Origin of the sequence: Flagellimonas alvinocaridis, assembly GCF_004916895.1 — a bacterium.
In the GTDB taxonomy this organism is placed as follows: domain Bacteria; phylum Bacteroidota; class Bacteroidia; order Flavobacteriales; family Flavobacteriaceae; genus Flagellimonas; species Flagellimonas alvinocaridis.
In genome coordinates this window covers 1,050,658-1,068,173 of sequence record NZ_SNTZ01000001.1, presented here as the reverse complement: position 1 = coordinate 1,068,173, position 17,516 = coordinate 1,050,658, and the positions used below count along the sequence as shown (strand labels likewise).

16 protein-coding genes are annotated in these 17,516 nt (G+C 43.0%); all 16 read left to right on the top strand.

What is annotated here, in order from left to right; all coding sequences use genetic code 11:
- Nucleotides 1–88 precede the first annotated feature (88 nt).
- The 16 genes from EZV76_RS04805 (at nucleotide 89) to argH (ending at nucleotide 17,129) form a co-directional block, all read left to right on the top strand.
- Nucleotides 89–1,438, top strand: a complete 1,350-nt coding sequence (locus tag EZV76_RS04805) for an NAD(P)/FAD-dependent oxidoreductase (protein ID WP_136565431.1) — start codon at nucleotides 89–91, stop codon at nucleotides 1,436–1,438.
- Between the two features lie 40 nt (nucleotides 1,439–1,478).
- Nucleotides 1,479–1,892 carry a four helix bundle protein gene (locus EZV76_RS04800; RefSeq protein WP_136565430.1) on the top strand — a complete coding sequence of 138 codons (414 nt, stop codon included), beginning with the start codon at nucleotides 1,479–1,481 and terminating at the stop codon, nucleotides 1,890–1,892.
- Nucleotides 1,889–3,499: a 4Fe-4S binding protein gene (locus EZV76_RS04795; protein ID WP_136565429.1), complete on the top strand. Its 1,611-nt coding sequence runs from the start codon at nucleotides 1,889–1,891 to the stop codon at nucleotides 3,497–3,499. The genes EZV76_RS04800 and EZV76_RS04795 overlap by 4 nt, the downstream gene beginning before the upstream one ends.
- Nucleotides 3,500–3,580: 81 nt before the next feature.
- Nucleotides 3,581–4,270, top strand: coding sequence for a glycosyltransferase family 2 protein (locus tag EZV76_RS04790; protein ID WP_136565428.1), 690 nt, complete (start codon nucleotides 3,581–3,583; stop codon nucleotides 4,268–4,270).
- Between the two features lies 1 nt (nucleotide 4,271).
- Nucleotides 4,272–5,756: a cellulose synthase family protein gene (locus EZV76_RS04785; protein WP_136565427.1), complete on the top strand. Its 1,485-nt coding sequence runs from the start codon at nucleotides 4,272–4,274 to the stop codon at nucleotides 5,754–5,756.
- 4 nt (nucleotides 5,757–5,760) lie between these two features.
- The gene (gene mptB, locus EZV76_RS04780; RefSeq protein WP_136565426.1) at nucleotides 5,761–7,113 is read left to right on the top strand and encodes a polyprenol phosphomannose-dependent alpha 1,6 mannosyltransferase MptB; all 1,353 of its coding nucleotides are present in this window, start codon (nucleotides 5,761–5,763) and stop codon (nucleotides 7,111–7,113) included.
- A 221-nt stretch (nucleotides 7,114–7,334) separates the two neighbouring features.
- Nucleotides 7,335–7,949: a GNAT family N-acetyltransferase gene (locus EZV76_RS04775; RefSeq protein WP_136565425.1), complete on the top strand. Its 615-nt coding sequence runs from the start codon at nucleotides 7,335–7,337 to the stop codon at nucleotides 7,947–7,949.
- A 76-nt stretch (nucleotides 7,950–8,025) separates the two neighbouring features.
- Nucleotides 8,026–9,216 carry an argininosuccinate synthase gene (locus tag EZV76_RS04770; RefSeq protein ID WP_136565424.1) on the top strand — a complete coding sequence of 397 codons (1,191 nt, stop codon included), beginning with the start codon at nucleotides 8,026–8,028 and terminating at the stop codon, nucleotides 9,214–9,216.
- Nucleotides 9,209–10,183: an N-acetyl-gamma-glutamyl-phosphate reductase gene (argC, locus tag EZV76_RS04765; protein WP_136565423.1), complete on the top strand. Its 975-nt coding sequence runs from the start codon at nucleotides 9,209–9,211 to the stop codon at nucleotides 10,181–10,183. The genes EZV76_RS04770 and argC overlap by 8 nt, the downstream gene beginning before the upstream one ends.
- A 66-nt stretch (nucleotides 10,184–10,249) precedes the next feature.
- Nucleotides 10,250–11,044 (top strand): pyrroline-5-carboxylate reductase, encoded by a 795-nt coding sequence (proC, locus tag EZV76_RS04760; protein ID WP_136565422.1) that lies wholly within the window; start codon nucleotides 10,250–10,252, stop codon nucleotides 11,042–11,044.
- 85 nt (nucleotides 11,045–11,129) lie between these two features.
- Complete coding sequence (locus EZV76_RS04755; RefSeq protein WP_136565421.1) at nucleotides 11,130–12,257, top strand: aspartate aminotransferase family protein; 1,128 nt, start codon at nucleotides 11,130–11,132, stop codon at nucleotides 12,255–12,257.
- A complete protein-coding gene (locus EZV76_RS04750) occupies nucleotides 12,254–13,195 on the top strand; it encodes a Rossmann-fold NAD(P)-binding domain-containing protein (RefSeq protein WP_136565420.1) in 942 nt (313 codons plus the stop codon). The genes EZV76_RS04755 and EZV76_RS04750 overlap by 4 nt, the downstream gene beginning before the upstream one ends.
- On the top strand, nucleotides 13,192–13,938 hold the full coding sequence (locus EZV76_RS04745) for an SDR family NAD(P)-dependent oxidoreductase (protein ID WP_136565419.1): 747 nt from the start codon (nucleotides 13,192–13,194) through the stop codon (nucleotides 13,936–13,938). The genes EZV76_RS04750 and EZV76_RS04745 overlap by 4 nt, the downstream gene beginning before the upstream one ends.
- A 1-nt stretch (nucleotide 13,939) precedes the next feature.
- Nucleotides 13,940–14,719, top strand: coding sequence for an acetylglutamate kinase (argB, locus tag EZV76_RS04740; RefSeq protein ID WP_136565418.1), 780 nt, complete (start codon nucleotides 13,940–13,942; stop codon nucleotides 14,717–14,719).
- Nucleotides 14,716–15,801 (top strand): M20 family metallo-hydrolase, encoded by a 1,086-nt coding sequence (locus EZV76_RS04735; protein ID WP_136565417.1) that lies wholly within the window; start codon nucleotides 14,716–14,718, stop codon nucleotides 15,799–15,801. The genes argB and EZV76_RS04735 overlap by 4 nt, the downstream gene beginning before the upstream one ends.
- 47 nt (nucleotides 15,802–15,848) lie before the next feature.
- Nucleotides 15,849–17,129, top strand: coding sequence for an argininosuccinate lyase (gene argH / locus EZV76_RS04730; RefSeq protein WP_136565416.1), 1,281 nt, complete (start codon nucleotides 15,849–15,851; stop codon nucleotides 17,127–17,129).
- Nucleotides 17,130–17,516 lie beyond the last annotated feature (387 nt).

The following is a 17,516-nucleotide window of genomic DNA, read 5'->3' as shown; positions in this document are numbered from 1 at the left end:
CTTGTTAATTAAAACCTTTCTAAATTAACCCAAAGGGTTAAGTTCCTATCTTTAAAAACGACACAATAGCCACAATCAATCTAATCCTATGGAGAACATTGTCATTATCGGGAATGGAATAGCTGGAGTGACCGCAGCGCGGCATATCCGCAAACTTTCCGATAAACGTATCATCATCATTTCTGCGGAAACCGACCATTTCTTTTCAAGAACGGCCCTCATGTATGTGTATATGGGCCATATGAAGTTTGAGCACATTCAACCCTATGAAGATTGGTTTTGGGAAAAGAATCGGATAGAATTGGTGCGTGGCTACGTTACCCAAGTCAATACTGAAGAAAAAAAACTTATCCTTGACAACGTAAGCTCCCTACATTACGACAAGCTCATCATTGCCACAGGCTCCAAACCCAATAAATTTGGTTGGCCCGGACAGGATCTTCATGGAGTCCAAGGGCTTTATTCCAAACAAGATTTGGACCTTTTGGAAGTAAACGCACCCAATAAAGAGGTTTGTGAGAGGGCCGTAATCGTGGGCGGGGGATTGATCGGCATTGAATTGGCGGAAATGCTCCGAAGCAGGGATATTCCCGTTACTTTTTTGGTAAGGGAAACCAGTTTCTGGAACGGGGTTTTGCCTGAGGGCGAATCGCAGATGATCAATGAACATATCTTGGAGCACCATATCGACCTTCGATTGGGCACCAACCTCAAAGAAATTGTTTCGGATGAAAATGGGAGGGTAAAATCCGTAATCATCGCCGACACCAATGAAGAAATCCCATGTAATTTGGTGGGCCTTACCGCAGGGGTCACCCCCAATGTTGATTTCCTAAAAGATTCCTGCATTAAACTGGGACGAGGTGTAAAAGTGAACCGTTTCCTAGAAACCAATATCAAAGATATTTATGCCATTGGCGATTGTGCCGAACAACATGAGGCCATTGGCAACCGTAGGCCCATTGAAGCAGTTTGGTACACCGGTCGCATGATGGGCGAAACCTTGGCTCAGACCATTTGCGGGAACCGGATTGCCTATAATCCAGGGCATTGGTTCAACTCCGCCAAGTTTTTGGACATTGAGTATCAAACCTATGGATGGGTATTTTCCGAGCGGAGAAAGGAAACCCATGAGATGCATTTCCACTGGCGACACCCAGAGGAAAAAATCTGCATTACGATTGCTTTTCACCAAGATTCCAAGCAATTTTTGGGCATCAATACCTTTGGTATCCGAATGCGCCATGAAGTATTTGACCGTTGGCTCAAAGAGGAACGCACCGTGGATTTTGTCCTAGAACACTTGGCGGATGCCAATTTTGACCCGGAATTTTATAAAAAGTATGAACCAGATATAGTTTCCAAGTACAATATTGATTTCGGAACCTCTATCAAACCTAAAAAGAAAAGTTTAAAACGCATCTTTCAGTTCAATTAAATGGTTTAATGTTCATGGTTCAGTGTTTCTAAAATTTGATATGGGAAGAATAGAAAAATTTGAAGATTTGGAAGTTTGGCAATTGGCCAGAACCATTTGTAAAGAAATCGAAAACCTTTTTGGAACAACCCCACTTGGCAAGAATTTTTCATTAAGGGACCAAATGGAGCGAAGTTCTGGTTCAATTATGGACAATATTGCCGAAGGGTTTGGCAGAGATGGAAATCGTGAATTCCATAATTTTTTAAGCTATTCCAAAGCGTCTTGCTCTGAACTTAAATCACAACTTTACAGAGCATTGGACAAGAAGCTGATCCATGAAGAACAAATTGAACATCTACAATCAATCATTGATATGGAGATTAACAAAATTGGGGCTTTCATGTTCTATTTAAGAAAATCAGAATTCAAAGGTCAAAAGTTCAAATCATTAAAAAAGGACAACAAACCATGAACTATAAAACGCATAGTCAAAGCATGGCCCTTACCGGCCAACCGCCTAAAAATATTACCCGAAACCAAAAATTCGCCACCTTGGTAGGGATGTTTGGTTTGGCCGTGATGCTATTGGCCGCCTTTAATGTCTCTTTCCCCAACAAGACACTATGGCTGACCATTTCCCTTTCCGCACTGTTCACGGGTATTCTCTGGTTTTCATGGGAAGCCTATTCCCAAAAACTGCCCGGCATCAAGAACGATGGGGTATGGTTCAAATCCATTTCAAGCCAAGGGCTTTGGGGTTGGATTGCGGGAATCGCCCTTACTGGATTTTACATCATCCTCTATTTTTATCCCGAATATTTGGGATTGGCCAGCAAAGGCAGCAACAAAGGGGTGATTGCCTTGTTCGACCCACTTAGCAAAGCCTTGAGCGGGAACCCGGCCAGCCAATGGTTTGTGTATGGAACGCTCTACACCGTGGCCATTTTGGCTTTTGGGGTCAAGTTTTTGTGGAAATACAGACACAATCGCTACGAAAGGTTACGAACATTAAGTGTGATGTTCTTCCAAACGGCTTTTGCTTTTATCATTCCCGAATTGATGGCCCGTTTGAATGGTGATAAACTATTAAATGGTGGCAGTCTACCTTACTACGACCTTAAAAATGTATGGCCCCTCAATTACTATAATTTTGAAGGCTATCGCATCAAAGGTTTTTTAAGTTCTGGGGATATTGGATTTGCACTTTTGATTTTTGGTATTCTTTCCATCTTTGTGATTACACCCATCCTTACCTACAAATACGGAAAACGTTGGTACTGTTCTTGGGTTTGTGGATGCGGCGGATTGGCCGAGACTGCTGGGGATTCTTTCCGACAGCTCAGTGACAAATCTGTAAAGGCATGGCGGATTGAACGTTGGGTCGTACACAGCGTAGTGGTTTTTGTGACTCTCATGACCACTGCCGTCATCTACTCCTATTTGGGAACGGATACGAGCAAGTACTGGCTCACCAAAAGCACCTTTTTAATCGGTGTGGCTTCGTTGTTGACCTTGGTTTTTGGTTGGGTAATGCTCTTTAAAAGGGAACAGCTTCAAAAAGATGCCCAATATGGAGCCATAGGTTATTTTGTCATCATTATGGCGTTGATCGGATTCCATTTTTTTAGTGGGGAGGGGTATGTATTCCTGTTCAAATCCGAAACCCTTCGCAAATCCTATTCCTTTTTGATCGGCAGTATTTTTTCAGGGGTGATCGGAACTGGGTTTTACCCCATTTTCGGGAATCGGGTCTGGTGTAGATTTGGCTGTCCCATGGCCGCCATGCTTGGTTTTCAACAACGTCTGTTCTCCCGATTCCGCATTACCACCAATGGAGGCCAGTGCATCTCTTGCGGAAGTTGCTCCACCTATTGCGAAATGGGTATCGATGTCCGTGCCTATGCCCAAAAAGGGGAAAACATTGTCAGATCTAGTTGCGTGGGATGTGGCATCTGCTCCGCTGTTTGCCCAAGGGGAGTGCTAAAATTGGAAAATGGCCCACAAAAAGGACGTATAGACAGCAACCAAGTGCTGTTGGGCAACGATGTTGACCTTATGGACTTGGTGAACCAAAAATAATTTCCATTGGTCATATCTATCAAGTCAAAATCGGTGGAATAGTGTAGTTTTGGCAACTTCAAGATAAACCTAAGAATGCCTATGACCAACATCAAGGTAATCATTCCCGCAATCAATGAAGGAGATTCCATAGGCAAGGTGGTTTCCGAATTGCCGAAACATGTTTCTGAAATCATTGTGGTGGACAATGGATCTATCGACAATACCATTCAAAATGCGCAAAAAGCAGGAGCTACCGTAATCACCGAAACCCGCAAAGGATATGGCTCTGCCTGCCTAAAAGGAATAGATTACATATCCAAAGCATCCAAAACACCCAATATCATCGTATTTATTGACGGAGATTACTCTGATTATCCAGAAGAACTGGATAAAGTAATCGCCCCTATCTTGGAGAAGGACATTGATTTTGTGGTCGGCGCACGCAAAAAAGAACTCCGTGAACCAGGATCTATGACACCGCAACAGGTTTTTGGCAATTGGTTGGCCACTTTTTTGATGCGATTATTCTTTAGGTCAAGATTTACGGATTTAGGACCTTTTAGGGCCATTAAATATGAAAAGCTCAAAGAATTGGGAATGCAGGACACGACTTACGGGTGGACCGTGGAAATGCAGTTAAAAATTTTAAGAAAAAAAATGACATATACCGAAGTACCAGTACGTTATAAACGAAGAATTGGAGTGTCAAAAGTTTCAGGAACGGTAAAAGGTACTATATTTGCAGGCATAAAAATTTTGGGTTGGATCTTTAAATACAGTTTAAAATAACATGGGACTCACTATCGCTCTTATCATCATTGCTATCTACAGTACGGCCCTGATTTTGATATTCTTCTACAGTCTAGCCCAATTAAACCTCTTGATAAACTATCTAGGATATAAAAAGCGAAACGAGGAAGCCCCAAAATTCAATTTACTAGATCCAAAAGAAATTCCCTTTGTTACCATTCAACTTCCCATTTACAATGAGGAATACGTAATGGAGCGCTTGTTGGACAATATTGCCAAAATAGAATACCCTAAAAGCAAATTGGAAATCCAAGTGTTGGACGACTCTACCGATGACTCTGTAATAGAAACAGCCAGAAGGGTAAAAGAGCTCCAAAAAACAGGTTTGGACATCCAACACATCCGCAGGGAAAACCGAAAAGGCTTTAAGGCCGGTGCCTTGAAAGAAGGTTTGGCTATAGCCAAAGGAGAGTTCATCGCCATTTTTGATGCAGATTTTCTTCCTGAAAGCGATTGGCTCAAAAAGACCGTTCCCTACTTTAAAGACGAGGAAATTGGTGTGGTACAGACCCGTTGGGGACACATCAACCGTGATTACTCCACACTTACCCGCATCCAAGCCTTTGCTTTGGATGCACATTTCACCTTAGAGCAAGTGGGGCGAAACTCCAAGGGGCATTTCATAAATTTTAACGGTACCGCAGGTATCTGGAGAAAAGAGTGCATCTTGGATGCCGGCAACTGGGAAGGCGACACCTTGACCGAGGATTTGGACCTGAGCTACCGTGCCCAATTGAAAAACTGGAAGTTCAAGTATTTGGAAGACGTGGAAACCCCTGCCGAGCTTCCCGTAGTAATCAGTGCAGCCCGCTCCCAGCAATTCCGTTGGAACAAAGGTGGTGCCGAAAACTTCAGAAAAACGGTTTGGAGTGTGATCACTGCCAAAAACATTCCCTTTAAAACCAAGTTCCACGGCGTAATGCACCTATTGAACAGTTCTATGTTCCTTTGCGTGTTCATCGTTGCTCTATTGAGCATTCCCATGCTATACATTAAAAATATGTATGGCCATTTGGGATGGATATTTGAAGTGACCAGCTTCTTTATCATCAGTACCATTATCCTATTCATTTGTTACTGGTTCACCTATAAAAGTATACAGGGAAGTAGTTTTGATAATTTTGTGGACTACATCAAGTTGTTCTTTACTTTCTTTTCAGTAGCATTGGGCTTCTCCCTGCATAACACGGTTGCTGTTTTGGAAGGACATTTAGGAAAGCGAAGTGAGTTTGTGCGAACTCCAAAATTCAACATCAACAACCTTACCGATACGTGGAAGGGCAATAAATATTTGGCCAAGAAACTATCGCCAAATATGATTTTGGAATTTGCCCTGATGGTCTACTTCCTTTTTGGAATGTACAGTGCCATTCCATTAAATGATTACGGACTTTTTCCATTCCATTTAATGTTGTTCTTAGGATTTGGCTTTGTATTCTTTAAGTCGCTGACATCCAAGGCTTAAATTCATGCGCTCTTACTGGAACCTGCACAAATACCCGATACTCTTTGTTATCGGGAGTATGTTGTTCTACACCAGTTTTGGGTATGATTTAGACCGCACCGATTACATAAAGCTGCTAACACTGTTTAGCGGACTGTTCTTTTTTTGCTACAAGATTATTCAGTTTGAAAAATGGAACTTTAAGTTCCTTTTGGTAGCGGGAATCCTTTTTAGGTTGATTTTCCTTGTTGCAGAACCTAATCTCTCCCAAGATTTCTATCGCTTTATTTGGGATGGGGAGCTCATCAAAAATGGTTTCAACCCCTACTTGTATACGCCGGACCAGCTTATGGAGCAACCCAATTTTTCCATAGCCAATGCTGATGAACTATATGCCGGTATGGGAAGCCTTCATGCCAAACATTATAGCAACTACCCTCCGGTAAACCAATTTTTCTTTGCCCTTGCGTCTATTCTTGGAGGCGGTAGTGTGCTCGGTGCTATCATTGCCCTGCGACTGATCACCATCCTTGGTGATTTAGGAGTTTTGTATTTTGGAAGAAAACTGCTCCAAAAACTCAACCGTCCTAGCTATTTGGCCTTTTGGTATTTCCTAAACCCTTTGGTCATCATTGAGCTCACCGGAAACCTGCACTTTGAAGGAACCATGCTGTTCTTCTTTGTTTGGGCACTCTATCTAATCTCAAGCCAAAAATGGTGGCTCGGGGCTCCATTGTATGCCATATCCATAATGGTAAAATTGGTCCCAATACTCTTTCTGCCTCTTTTTTTGAAGTATTTGGGATTACGAAAAAGTATTTTCTTCTATGCCTTAACAGGACTGGGCTGTCTTATCCTGCTTACTCCTTTTTACGCTCCATTTTTCATCGACAACTATTCGGATACCATTGGTCTATGGTTCTCCAATTTTGAATTCAATGCCGGAATCTACAATGGCATCAAAAAAATAGCGGTCACTTTTTATGACGCCAAGCCTTGGGAACTCATTGAAGCCTATGGAACATTGGTGATCAAGGTAATGGCCATCGTCATCCTATTGTTTGCCTTCTTGCGGAAGAATCAAAGCCTACAAACCCTAATTACTTCAACTCTACTGGTACTCTCGATATATTTTTTCATATCCAGCACAGTTCACCCATGGTATGTTGTGTTCCTTTTGGGAGTCTCCCTTTTAACGGATTATCGCTTCCCCTTGATTTGGTCTTTTGCCGTTGTGTTGAGTTATCAAGCTTATTCAAATCCAGATTTTAAGGAAAATATGTGGTGGTTGGCTTTTGAATACATTTTGGTCATAGGCTTTTTTATTTATGAAATGATAAGCAAAGGCCCAAAAAAGTTATATTTCTTTAAAAAATAAATCTGTTCTTAGGTCAATTGGAATTAATTTGTACTTTTAATCCCGAAATGAAAGGACAACAATACATATTACATACATTGAGCATTCCTGCTCCAGTACGTCCATTTTCTCCCCGTCGTCGCCCGTAAGGGTGCATCACGATCTATGGAAATAGGTGAGTCCATTTCCGCAACAACAAACCAACATCTTTCATTAATTTTTTATCAGTTTAAACGCTTGCAATGGAAATTGTAGTTGCTAACGAATCACATTTTAAATACGCACACATCATAAGTGATACCATCACGGAATCTGCCAAGGTACGAGGCACCGGAATTGCCAGAAGAACCCCGGAGTACATTATGAAGCGATTACAGAATGGGAATGCGATTATTGCCCTGGATGGTGATAAATTCGCAGGGTTCTGTTATATAGAAGTATGGGGCAACAAGGACTTTGTGGCCAACTCTGGATTAATCGTACATCCAGATTACCGAAACCAAGGATTGGCCAAGGAAATAAAAAAGGCCATTTTTGACCTCTCCCGAAAAAAATTCCCCGACGCAAAAATATTTGGCATCACCACAGGTTTGGCCGTAATGAAAATGAATTACGAACTAGGTTATAAACCTGTTACATTTTCTGAACTCACCGACGACCCCGAATTCTGGAAAGGCTGTCAGACCTGTAAGAATTTTGACATCCTTACCCGCACAGAACAAAAAATGTGTCTGTGCACCGGTATGCTTTACGATCCCAATTCCAAAAAGCCGGTAACCAAAAAGTGGAACGAGAAAGCCTTTCAAAGACTGAAAAAAATTAAGGAAGCCCTTTTTTTAAAAAAGAAGCAAAAATAAATGTCAGTTCGAACGCAGTCGAGAACGGTATACTTTCCACTGCCTTCGTAACATCAATTAATAGAAGAAATACAACATGAAAAAATTAGTTTTGGCCTATAGCGGTGGATTGGACACCTCATATTGTGCAAAATATCTTTCACAGGACCAAGGTTTTGAAGTACACGCCGTAAGTGTGAACACGGGGGGCTTCAGCAAGGAAGAAATCAAGGAAATTGAGGAGAAGGCCCTGACCCTTGGTGCAAGTTCCTACACCTCCATCAACGCCATTGCCACATTTTATGAAAAAGTGGTCAAGTACCTCATCTTCGGAAATGTCCTTAAGAACAATACCTATCCCCTTTCGGTAAGCGCGGAACGGATTGTACAGGCCATCGAAATTGTAAACCATGCCAAAAAAATAGGGGCACAGTACATTGCCCATGGTAGTACCGGTGCCGGAAACGACCAAGTGCGATTTGATATGATCTTTCAAATTTTGGCCCCTGAAATTGAAATCATCACCCCGATCAGGGACAAAAAATTGGCCCGGGAAGAGGAAATCAACTATCTACAACAAAATGGTATTGATTATTCTTGGGAAAAAGCAAAATACTCCATAAATAAGGGACTATGGGGAACCTCTGTGGGTGGTGAAGAAACCCTGACATCCCATTCGGCCCTGCCCGGAAGTGCCTACCCAAGCCAATTGGAAAAAGAGCTTCCCAAAGAATTGAAACTGACCTTCAAAAAAGGAGAGTTGGTTGCTTTGGATGGAGAAACTGATACCCCTGTAGCCAATATTGAAAAGTTATCGGCCATTGCATCCAAATATGCCATTGGCAGGGATATCCACGTTGGTGATACCATTATCGGCATCAAGGGTCGGGTCGGTTTTGAGGCTGCCGCACCTCTCATCATCATTAAAGCGCACCATCTTTTGGAAAAACACACCTTGAGCAAATGGCAGCAGTACCAAAAAGAGCAATTGGGCAATTTTTATGGCATGTTGTTGCATGAAGGAAACTATTTGGATGAAGTGATGCGAAACATTGAAGCGTTCTTGGCGGATACCCAAAAACATGTTTCTGGCGACGTTTTTGTCACGCTTCACCCCTACCGATTTGAACTCAATGGAATTGCTTCAGACCATGACCTTATGAACGCTTCTTTTGGAAGCTATGGTGAAATGAACAAGGGCTGGACGGCTGATGATGCCAAAGGATTCATTAAAATTTTATCCAATTCCGGTAAAATTGCAAACCACGTAAACCAGAACAATGATTAAAGCAGGCATCATAGGCGGGTCCGGATACACTGGCGGGGAACTTATCCGAATCCTATTGAACCACCCCCAGGCCGAAATTGACTTTGTGTTCAGTACCACTAGAGCTGGAAAATCCATTACCTCTGCCCATCAAGATCTTTTGGGATTGACAGATTTGGCCTTTACGGGTGAGGTGAATCCAAATGTGGATGTGGTTTTTCTATGCCTTGGACATGGCAATTCCACCTCTTTTTTACAGGAGAACACCTTTTCAAAAAACACCAAGATCATAGACCTCAGCAACGACTTTAGGCTAAAGGCCGATACCCATTTTAATGGAAAAGAGTTTGTGTACGGACTTCCCGAACTGAACAAGGAGGCCATAATATCCGCTGACGCCATTGCCAATCCCGGATGTTTTGCCACCGCAATCCAATTGGGATTGTTGCCCTTGGCCAAAGCAGGACTGTTGAAAAACGAAGTACATATCAATGCCGTAACGGGGAGTACCGGTGCAGGGGTCGGGCTATCGTCCACCTCCCATTTTAGCTGGAGAAACAACAATGTATCCTGGTATAAACCCTTTTCTCACCAACATCTGGGAGAAATTGGGGAAAGCCTGGACTCGTATGGAAATCCTGTGGGCAAACTCTTGTTCTTGCCAAACCGTGGAAACTTCACAAGGGGAATATTGGCCACGGCCTATACTGCCTTTGACGGAAGTTTAGAGGACGCAAAAGCCTTGTTCAAAGAATTTTATACAGGCGCGGTTTTCACGCATGTTTCCGATGAACCCGTCCACCTAAAGCAAGTGGTGAATACCAATCAATGTCATATCCACCTGCACCAGCATGAGAATTTGATCTTGATCACCTCTGCCATTGACAATTTATTGAAAGGCGCGTCCGGTCAGGCGGTACAGAATATGAACCTGATGTTCGGTTTCCCTGAGACCGAAGGTCTATTATTAAAAGCAGGAGTATTTTAAAAGTAATTTTGGTCGAGCTGTCATATCGAGCGTAGTCGAGATGCGAGACCCCCTAATTAAGAAAAAATGAAAGTAGCCATCATAGGAGCAGGAAATTTGGGATTGGCCATTGCCAAGGGCATTTTACACAGCAATGGAGCCACCACCATGTACCTCACCAAGAGAAATACCAAATCCATCCAAGAATTTGAAAAGTACGGAAACGTTACAGTGACTTCGGATAACCAAGAAGCGGTAAAAAATTCCGACATCTTGATTTTTGCCGTGCAGCCCGGGCATTTTGCCACCATTCTAAAGGACGTCAAGGACCTACTTTCGGAAAAACATGTGTTGATCAGTACCATTACAGGATTTAGTATTCCTAAAATTGAAGAGATCATTGGCGCGGACAAATTCATCATCCGTAGCATGCCCAACACGGCCATTTCAGTAGGAAAGTCCATGACCTGTATCTGTAGCAATGAGTTGGGTAAAAAAAGGGTTGATTTGGCCAAGGCCATCTTTAACCGTATGGGACACACGATGCAAATTCCCGAGGAACAAATGCAGGCCGCTACGGTTATTTGTGCAAGTGGTATTGCCTTTTGGATGCGCTTGATACGCGCCACAACCCAAGGAGCCATTCAGTTGGGTTTTGATGCCAAGGAAGCACAAGAGTTGGCCATGCACACCTGTAACGGTGCCGCAAGCCTTTTGATCGAGTCCGGAAGCCACCCCGAAGAAGAAATTGATAGGGTAACCACCCCCAAAGGGTGTACTATTGAAGGCTTGAATGAAATGGAACACCAAGGGTTGAGCTCTTCCTTGATTCGCGGAATTGTGAGCTCTTATGAAAAAATAAGCCAAATTAAAAAAGGATGAAACAATATGAGGTCGAGCGTAGTATTGACCTTCAACCATAAAAAACCATCTCTCGAATCCGTTCGAGGTGACCAGTAAAAAGATTATGAAATTATTTGACGTATATCCTCTTTATGATGTTACCCCCGTATCTGCCAAAGGCATTGAGGTATGGGATGATAAAGGGCAAAAATATTTGGATTTTTACGGAGGTCATGCCGTAATCTCCATTGGGCACACCCATCCACATTATGTGGCGAAAATCAAGGACCAACTTGATAAGATGGCGTTTTACAGCAATTCCGTGCAAAACCCACTTCAAGAGGAGCTCGCAGAAAAATTGGGAAAATTATCCGATTGCACCGATTATGACCTGTTTATGTGCAATTCGGGTGCCGAAGCCAATGAAAATGCACTGAAAATGGCCTCTTTTCATACCGGAAAGGCCAAAGTGATTTCCTTTAAGAACAGTTTTCACGGTAGGACCTCGGCGGCGGTGGCCGCTACGGACAACCCTAGCATCAATGCACCCATTAACCAGCAACAGGAAGTGACCTTTCTTCCCTTGAATGATTTTGAGGCCTTTGAAAAGGTCATCACTTCCGATGCCTATTGTGCTGTAATCTTGGAAGCCATTCAAGGTGTGGGCGGATTGGATGAACCTTCCACGGAATTCTATCAGTTCATCGCCAAAAAATGTAAGGAGAACAACGTGGTTCTTATTGCGGATGAGGTACAATCCGGGTATGGCCGAAGTGGGAAGTTCTTCGCCTTTCAACACCACAATATCCAACCCGATATCATAACCATTGCCAAAGGCATGGGGAATGGCTTTCCTGTGGGCGGTGTGCTGCTTCATGAAACCTTTAAGCCTTCATATGGACTTTTAGGCACTACCTTTGGTGGAAACCACTTGGCCTGCGCGGCCTGTTTGGCGGTCTTAGATGTGGTTGACAATGAAAATTTGATTGCCAACGCAGCTAGCTTGGGTTCCTATTTTAAGGAAAAAGCCGTAGAAATTCCCCAAATTAAAAACGTAAAAGGCCGAGGGCTGATGATAGGTTTGGAATTTGATTTTGAAGTGGCCGATTTGCGCAAAAAACTAATCTATGATGAACATATTTTCACTGGTAGCGCCAAAAACAAGAAACTGCTTCGGTTTTTGCCGGCATTGAACATAACCAAAGAGCATATCGACCTATTTTTTGAAGCCCTCAAAACCGTACTCAAATGAAACACTATCTCTCCATAAACGATATTGATTCCCTCCCCGTATGGGTAGATGAAGCAATTACCTTAAAAAAAGACCCTTATCAATTTAAAGAACTGGGGAAACAAAAAACCATTTGCCTGCTTTTTTTCAACAATAGCCTTAGAACGAGGTTAAGTACCCAAAAAGCAGCCATACATTTGGGAATGGAAGTAATGATCATGAACTTTGGCAGTGAGGGTTGGGCCTTGGAATTTGGAGATGGCACCCTTATGGACCAAGGTACTTCAGAACATATCAAGGAAGCAGCCCGTGTGGTTTCCGAATACTGCGATATTATTGCCATTAGGGCCTTTGCCGGGCTGAAGGACAAAGCCAAGGACGAGGCCGAAGAAGTGCTGAACGGTTTTGCCAAATATGCCTCCATTCCGGTAGTGAACATGGAAAGCTCAGTGGGTCATCCACTTCAGGCTTTTGCAGATGCCATTACCATCGCAGAGCACGGTACAAAATCAAAGCCCAAAGTGGTGTTGTCATGGGCACCACACCCAAAAGCATTGCCCCATGCCGTGGCCAATTCGTTTGTTGAAATGATGAAGCTACAGGATGCAGAATTTGTAATAACCCATCCAGAAGGATATGAGCTCAACCACGAGATCACAAAAGGATGTAAAATTGAGTACAATCAAAAAAAAGCCTTGGAAAATGCTGATTTCGTCTACGTAAAAAATTGGAGCAGTTATACGGATTATGGAAAGGTATTGAGCAAGGATCTTGATTGGACCATGACCCAAGAAAAATTGGGAAAAGCTAAATTCATGCATTGTCTACCCGTAAGGCGCAATATAGTTGTTGAGGATGCCGTATTGGATGGCAATCAATCTTTGGTGTTGGATCAGGCAAATAACAGGGTCTTTTCAGCACAACTCGTATTAAAAAAGTTATTGGAGGATATAAAATGAAATTAAAGGACAAGGTATGTATAGTAACTGGAGCTACCAGTGGCATGGGAAAAGCCATTGCTAAGGCTTTCTCATCTGAAGGGGCTCAACTAGTCCTGTCCGGACGAAACAAGGAAGCTGGCCGTTCACTCGAAAAGGAGCTCGGCAAAGCTGTGTTCTTGGCAGGCGACATTACCGACCCATCCTATAACGAACAATTGGTGTCCACAGCAATGGACCGCTTTGGGAAATTGGACATGCTTTCCCTGAACGCCGGTATCCTAGGCCTTGGAAATGTAATGGAGCTTCCCATTTCTGAATGGCACCAAACCATCAACACCAATTTGAGTTCAATTTTTTACCTATCCAAATATGCGCTGCCCCATTTGCAAAATAACGAACAGGGCCATATTTTGATCAACGCATCCATAGCAGCATTCAAGAGTTTTCCCAACCACCCAGCCTATTGTGCTTCAAAGGCAGCAGCCATGGCATTGATGAAGCAAATGGCCGTGGACTATGCCCCAAAAGTAAGGGTAAACGCTATTTGTCCGGGTCCGGTGGACACCCCTTTGCTATGGGATTCCGCAAAAGCTTTCAACAACCCGGAGACGGCCGTGGAAAAGGCAAAGGAAGCCACTTTGTTAAAACGGTTGGGAACTCCTGAAGATATAGCAAAACTTGCACTTTTTATGGTCTCGGAAGACAGCTCATGGATTACCGGCACCGCAATAACCATAGATGGAGGAATTTTAAATGTATAATATGAAACAGACACTTTCCATAATAAAAGTAGGAAGCAATCTGATTGAGGACGAGAAAGGGTTTTACCGTATTTTGGAGCTTTTTTCCAAAATGCCGGGCAATAAGATTATGGTCCATGGTGGTGGCAAAAAGGCCACCGAGATGAGTAAAAAGCTTGGTGTTGAGACCAAAATGATAAATGGTCGGCGAATCACCGATGCGGAGAGCTTGGATATTGCCATTATGGTATATGGCGGCTTGGTCAGCAAGAAAATGGTAGCACAATTACAAGCTTTTGGCACCAATGCCATTGGAATGAGCGGTGCGGATGCCAATGCCATAAAAGCCCATAAAAGACCCATTAAGAAAGTGGATTTTGGTTATGTGGGCGATGTGGATATGGTTAATTCCTATGGTATCTTTAAATTATTGCAGTCTGGTTTTACCCCCATCTTTTGTGCATTGACACACGACGGTAAAGGACAACTGCTCAATACCAATGCCGATACGATTGCTGCGGAATTGGCCATTGCAATGTCTGACCAATTTGACACCACCCTGTATTACTGCTTCGAAAAGAAAGGGGTGCTTCAGGATGTAGAGGATGAAAACTCCGTGATTCAACATATAGACACCAAGGCCTATGACGAGCTGTTGGCCTACGGTATTATTTCTGACGGAATGCTTCCCAAAATGCACAATTGCTTTTATGCCTTAAGAAATCAAGTATCCAAAGTCTGTATTGGTGATGTCAGCATGCTTGAAAAAGGCAATTCAAATTTTACCACATTAACGCTATGAAAATACCCCAAGACCAATTGACCCAAAAAGCCATTGAGCTTTTAAAACAGCTCATTTCCATTCCTTCATTTTCAGGAGAGGAAGATAAAACAGGTGATGCCATTGCTGCATTTCTCACAGGATTTGGGATAGATGTCCACAGACAATACAACAACATCTATGCATTCAACCAACATTTTGATGAATCCAAACCCACTTTACTGCTAAACTCGCACCATGACACGGTAAAGCCCAACAACGCCTATACCAAAGACCCGTTTCACCCCCATATTGAGGATGGAAAACTGTATGGTCTGGGTAGCAACGATGCCGGAGGATGCTTGGTATCCCTCCTTGCTACCTTCGTCCATTTTTACGAAATAGAGGGGATGAGTCACAATATTATTATGGCGGCAACTGCAGAAGAAGAGGATGCCGGGGAAAAAAGCATTCGTTCCCTACTGCCCATCCTTCCAAAAATTGATGTAGCTGTGGTAGGTGAGCCCACCTTGATGGATTTGGCCATTGCGGAAAAAGGACTCGTCGTTTTTGATGCTGTGGTCAAGGGAACCCCGTCGCACGCTGCACATCCGAATGATAACAATGCCATTTACAATACCATACAAGTTTTGGAATGGTTTAAAAATTGCACTTTTGATAAAGTTTCCGAAGCTTTGGGAGAAGTCAAACTCACTGTGACCCAAATCAACGCAGGAAAGCAGCATAATGTAGTTCCTTCACAAGTAGATATGGTAGTGGATGTTCGGGTAAACGATTGCTATTCCAATCAAGAAATTGCGGACATTCTACAAAAAGAAGCGCCTTGCGAAATGACTCCACGTTCCCTGCGTTTGAACTCATCCTCCATTGACCCTGAACACGCTTTGGTAAAAAGTGGTTTGGCATTGGGCAGGGGCACTTATGGCTCCCCGACCTTATCCGATCAAGCGGCCTTGAGCTGCCAATCGGTAAAATTGGGGCCTGGGGACAGCACCCGTTCCCACTCAGCCGATGAATTTATATATGTAAATGAGATTGAAGAAGGGATTGACCTTTATATCAAAATCCTCTCTGGATTTTTACAAAAAACAAAATACAATTAGCAATCAACCATTGTTTATTGCACATTGACAACTGATAATTGGATAGTATGAAACTCTGGGACAAAGGTTTTAGTACCGATAAGAAAATAGATCACTTTACCGTAGGCAACGACCGTGAATTGGATTTGGTTTTGGCCAAATACGACGTGATCGCCTCAACTGCACATGCCAAAATGCTGGGAAAAGTGGGATTGATTACCGAAACGGAAACCAAGGATTTGGTAAAAGCTTTGGGAAACATCGCCAAGGATATAGAAAAAGGGAAATTTACCATTGAGGGTGATTTTGAGGACATGCACTCGAAAATCGAGTTTTTGTTGACCGAAAAATTGGGGGATACCGGAAAAAAAATCCATACGGCCCGATCTAGGAACGATCAAGTCCTGGTGGCCATGCAATTGTATCTCAAGGATGAATTGGATGCTATCAAGGCTCTGGTAAAAACACTTTTTGACCTATTGTTGAACCTTGCGGAAAAGCACAAAAATGTATTATTGCCCGGCTATACGCACTTGCAGATTGCCATGCCCTCTTCCTTCGGGCTTTGGTTTTCGGCCTATGCCGAAAGTTTGGTGGATGACCTTTATTTTATAGACGCCGCCCATAAGGTTGCCGATCAGAACCCTTTGGGAAGTGCTGCTGGTTATGGCAGCTCTTTTCCCATAGATAGAAGTTTCACTACTACCGAAATGGGCTTTGAAACCCTAAAATACAATGTGGTTGCCGCCCAAATGGGGCGGGGAAAAGTAGAAAAGGCCACAGCTTTTGGAATTTCGAGTGTAGCTGCCACCCTTTCCAAAATGGCCATGGATATCTGTTTGTACATGAGCCAGAATTTTGATTTTATCTCTTTCCCCAATGAGTTGACCACGGGAAGCAGCATTATGCCCCACAAGAAAAACCCAGATGTGTTTGAATTGATTCGGGCCAAATGCAACAAGATTCAGGCGGTACCCAACCAATTGATCCTCATCATGAACAATTTGCCCAGTGGCTATCACCGGGATCTTCAATTGGTGAAGGAGGTAATTGTTCCTGCTTTACAGGATATGCAGGCCTGTTTGGAGATGATGGTGTTCAGTCTAAAGGAAATTAAGGTGAACGCAAATATTTTGGACGATCCCAAATATGATTATCTCTTTAGCGTGGACACTTTGAACGAGCTGGTAAAAAGCGGAATGCCGTTCCGGGATGCCTACAAGACCATGGGTAAGGCCATTGAGAATGGTAATTTTAAGCCTAAAAGGGATATTGAACACTCCCACGAGGGTAGTTTGGGGAATCTATGTCTGGAAGAAATCCGAGCCAAAATGGACAAAATTGTCTAATTGGTTTTATGTTTTATTGTGGATGTTAAAATATTTACGAAATATAACGTTTGACCCACAATGAATCCCAACAATACCAGAAACCACGCATAATCAATACGCTTTAGCAAAGCTAGGCTTTCAAAGCTAGGTTCCGGGGAAATTAGGTTGACAAGGGATATCATCAAAAAAGGCAAAAGACTCAATACAAAGTGTGCCCAATGCATCCATGGAAACGCCCTTATTTTTAACCTAAAAAGAATCCAGTAGCCCAATCCGCAAAGGCCAAACCACAAACCCGTCAAGACGAACAGGTCGGCATGGGCCATGACAAAATAGGTGTCATGGACATTAATGTCAACATATGAGTTTCCGAAGAAAAACTTGAAAACGGCCGCAAGTGAAAAA

Bases quoted from the DNA above. Each gene is read 5' to 3' on its own strand.
- EZV76_RS04805 (WP_136565431.1), top strand. From the start codon at position 89: ATGGAGAACATTGTCATTATCGGGAATGGAATAGCTGGAGTGACCGCA.
- EZV76_RS04800 (WP_136565430.1), top strand. From the start codon at position 1,479: ATGGGAAGAATAGAAAAATTTGAAGATTTGGAAGTTTGGCAATTGGCC.
- EZV76_RS04795 (WP_136565429.1), top strand. From the start codon at position 1,889: ATGAACTATAAAACGCATAGTCAAAGCATGGCCCTTACCGGCCAACCG.
- EZV76_RS04790 (WP_136565428.1), top strand. From the start codon at position 3,581: ATGACCAACATCAAGGTAATCATTCCCGCAATCAATGAAGGAGATTCC.
- EZV76_RS04785 (WP_136565427.1), top strand. From the start codon at position 4,272: ATGGGACTCACTATCGCTCTTATCATCATTGCTATCTACAGTACGGCC.
- mptB (WP_136565426.1), top strand. From the start codon at position 5,761: ATGCGCTCTTACTGGAACCTGCACAAATACCCGATACTCTTTGTTATC.
- EZV76_RS04775 (WP_136565425.1), top strand. From the start codon at position 7,335: ATGGAAATTGTAGTTGCTAACGAATCACATTTTAAATACGCACACATC.
- EZV76_RS04770 (WP_136565424.1), top strand. From the start codon at position 8,026: ATGAAAAAATTAGTTTTGGCCTATAGCGGTGGATTGGACACCTCATAT.
- argC (WP_136565423.1), top strand. From the start codon at position 9,209: ATGATTAAAGCAGGCATCATAGGCGGGTCCGGATACACTGGCGGGGAA.
- proC (WP_136565422.1), top strand. From the start codon at position 10,250: ATGAAAGTAGCCATCATAGGAGCAGGAAATTTGGGATTGGCCATTGCC.
- EZV76_RS04755 (WP_136565421.1), top strand. From the start codon at position 11,130: ATGAAATTATTTGACGTATATCCTCTTTATGATGTTACCCCCGTATCT.
- EZV76_RS04750 (WP_136565420.1), top strand. From the start codon at position 12,254: ATGAAACACTATCTCTCCATAAACGATATTGATTCCCTCCCCGTATGG.
- EZV76_RS04745 (WP_136565419.1), top strand. From the start codon at position 13,192: ATGAAATTAAAGGACAAGGTATGTATAGTAACTGGAGCTACCAGTGGC.
- argB (WP_136565418.1), top strand. From the start codon at position 13,940: ATGAAACAGACACTTTCCATAATAAAAGTAGGAAGCAATCTGATTGAG.
- EZV76_RS04735 (WP_136565417.1), top strand. From the start codon at position 14,716: ATGAAAATACCCCAAGACCAATTGACCCAAAAAGCCATTGAGCTTTTA.
- argH (WP_136565416.1), top strand. From the start codon at position 15,849: ATGAAACTCTGGGACAAAGGTTTTAGTACCGATAAGAAAATAGATCAC.